Here is a 2,787-nt window from a genome sequence, read left to right on the forward strand (position 1 = left end):
AGCGCTCGAGATCAATCCCCTCTCTCTCAGGGAGAGGGCGCCGATCGGTGCGGGCCGGAAGAACGGATTCAGTCGCCGACATCGTTACTGGCATACGCAAAGCGTGCAAGCGCTCGAGATCAATCCCCTCTCTCTCAGGGAGAGGGCGCCGATCGGTGTGGGCCGGAAGAACGGATTCAGTCGCCGACATCGTTACTGACATACGCAAAGCGTGCAAGCGCTCGAGGTCAGTCCCCTCTGCCTCAGGGAGAGGGAGCCGATCGGTGCGAACCGGAAGAACGGATTCAGTCGCCGACATCGTTACTGGCATCCGCAAAGCGTGCAAGCGCTCGAGATCAGTCCCCTCTCCCTCGGGGAGAGGGTTAGGGTGAGGGGCTTCTGAGGTTGATTCATTTCTTCAGGTCTTCGGCGCCTTGCAAGGGTTCGTCGCCGAGCAACAGCTCCTTGTCATGGCTGACCAGCTCTTCTTCGAACATGCGCCACACGTGATCATCCTGACTGCCGAGCAACTCGACAAACCGCCGGCCTTCAACCTTGTCACCCAACTGGCCGATGTAACGCCCGGTCTCAGTTTCACTGCGGGTCAGGACGATCTTGCGATCCTTCTCCGGCTGGGTCGGCGAAATCAGGTTCAATTCCAGCGTCTTCGGTTGACTGTCACCGCTGAGGCGCAGATCAACTTCGCCGGTGACGTCATCCAGATGCACGGCAGCACGCATCTTCAGGTTCTGCGCCAACAGTTCACGGTCCAGCGAGCGGTTGATGCCTTTGCCGGCCTCGTAATAGTTGTCGTTGACCAGGTTGTCCGGGTTGTTTACCGCGATGGTCACCATGGACAGGGTCAACGTCACCGAACAGGCCAGAATCCCGATGATGATCCATGGCCAAAGGTGCTTGTACCAGGGACTTGCGGCGTTTGCGGCGGGCATGTTCAGTTCTCTCAACGGATTTGTGGGCCGATGAATCGGCTCTTGGCTTCAACGTGGACGCTGTCGTCATCGGCGTCCTTGAGGATGAATTTCACCTCGTTGGTGCTCGATGGCAATTGTTCCGGTGCGCTCGACAGTTCGACCGGCATGCTGAAAATTTCCCCGGCCGGCACCTTGATCTCGCGTCGGCCCTGCAGGCGCAGATCCGGCAGGCCGGCGGCTTCCAGCACGTAGGTGTGGTCGCGCTGATCCTTGTTCATGATCTTCAGGCTGTAGACGTTCTCGATCCGGCCTTCGGCGTTTTCGCGGTACAGCACGCGGTCTTTGCTGACGTCGAAACCGACCAGCGAACGCATGAAGAACGCAGTGACCAACAGGCTGATCATCGCCAGCAGCACCACCGCGTAGCCGATCAGGCGTGGCCGCAGTTTATGGGTTTTCTGGCCAGACAGGTTGTGTTCGGTGGTGTAGCTGATCAGCCCGCGTGGATAGTCCATCTTGTCCATGATCGCGTCGCAGGCGTCGATGCACGCGGCGCAGCCGATGCATTCGATCTGCAGGCCGTCACGGATGTCGATACCGGTCGGGCAGACTTGAACGCACATGGTGCAGTCGATGCAGTCGCCCAGGCCCTGGGCCTTGTAGTCGACGCCTTTCTTGCGCGGCCCACGGCTTTCGCCGCGACGCGGATCGTAGGACACGATCAGGGTGTCCTTGTCGAACATCACGCTCTGGAAGCGTGCATACGGGCACATGTAGATGCACACCTGTTCGCGCAGCCAGCCGGCGTTGCCGTAAGTGGCGAGGGTGAAGAAGCCGACCCAGAAGTACGACCAGCCATCGGCTTGACCGGTGAAGAACTCGAACACCAGCTCGCGGATCGGCGAGAAGTAGCCGACGAAGGTCATGCCGGTGACAAAACCGATCAACAACCACAGCGCGTGTTTGGCGAATTTACGCGCGAATTTGTTGGTGCTCATCGGCGCCTTGTCGAGCTTGATGCGCTGGTTGCGGTCGCCTTCGGTGACCTTCTCGCACCACATGAAAATCCACGTCCACACGCTCTGCGGACAGGTGTAGCCGCACCACACACGACCGGCATACACGGTGATGAAGAACAGCCCGAATGCGGCAATGATCAACAGGCCGGAAAGCAGAATGAAGTCCTGAGGCCAGAACGTGGCGCCGAAGATGAAGAACTTGCGCTCCGGCAAATTCCACCACACCGCCTGATGGCCGCCCCAACTCAGCCAGACCGTGCCGAAGTACAGCAGGAACAGCGCGGCGCCGCCCATCATCCGCAGATTGCGAAACAGGCCGGTGAAGGCGCGGGTGTAGATTTTTTCTCGTGAGGCGTAAAGATCGACGCTGTTGTTCGCGTTCTTGCTCGGTGGCGTGACGTCGTGTACCGGAATCTGGTTGCTCATCATTGCATCCCACGGCAGTGGAAAAATGCCTCGGTCGATACGTGCCAACCAAGGTCAAAAGGGGGTAAAGCAGTGGCGCAATGATACGCCTGTCGCTCTGGCTCAAGGGTGCGACCTTTGGTCGCGTTGGGTAAAAAACCTGAATGGTGTAGCGAATGCAACAAAGCATGATGCAGGTCAATTGACTTGTTGAGTATGGTCGGTTTTGGCCCGACGGCTAATGCATTTGATGATCAACGCTGACATCACCGCTTTTGGTCATGGCGGGAAACCTCGCCTATTCAAAGAACATTGGCGAAGTTCATAGGGTTCAACTCAACAACGAGCCGACATAGACCACCCGGATTGCTCATCCACTGAACCCGACGACGTTTCCAAACCCACCTGATCGCGTGTGTTACCGAGGACCGCAAGCGACTGCAGGCCTATCT

General features: G+C 58.2%; 3 protein-coding genes. 1 reads left to right on the plus strand and 2 read right to left on the minus strand.

From position 1 onward, the window contains the following. The coding region (locus tag DBR24_RS31280; protein WP_218278133.1) for a hypothetical protein at window positions 1–199 on the plus strand (199 nt) is incomplete at its 5' end. Between the two features lie 190 nt (window positions 200–389). Here the strand turns inward: DBR24_RS31280 and DBR24_RS12200 are convergent. Further along, window positions 390–929, minus strand: a complete 540-nt coding sequence (locus DBR24_RS12200; protein WP_128614875.1) for a FixH family protein — start codon at window positions 927–929, stop codon at window positions 390–392. Window positions 930–940: 11 nt separating this feature from the next. Next, the gene (gene ccoG / locus DBR24_RS12205; RefSeq protein WP_128614876.1) at window positions 941–2,356 is read right to left on the minus strand and encodes a cytochrome c oxidase accessory protein CcoG; all 1,416 of its coding nucleotides are present in this window, start codon (window positions 2,354–2,356) and stop codon (window positions 941–943) included. Window positions 2,357–2,787: the final 431 nt, after the last annotated feature.

Source organism: Pseudomonas sp. HMWF006 (assembly GCF_003061205.1).
GTDB lineage: Bacteria > Pseudomonadota > Gammaproteobacteria > Pseudomonadales > Pseudomonadaceae > Aquipseudomonas > Aquipseudomonas monsensis.

Bases quoted from the DNA above. Each gene is read 5' to 3' on its own strand.
- ccoG (WP_128614876.1), bottom strand. From the start codon at position 2,356: ATGAGCAACCAGATTCCGGTACACGACGTCACGCCACCGAGCAAGAAC.
- DBR24_RS12200 (WP_128614875.1), bottom strand. From the start codon at position 929: ATGCCCGCCGCAAACGCCGCAAGTCCCTGGTACAAGCACCTTTGGCCA.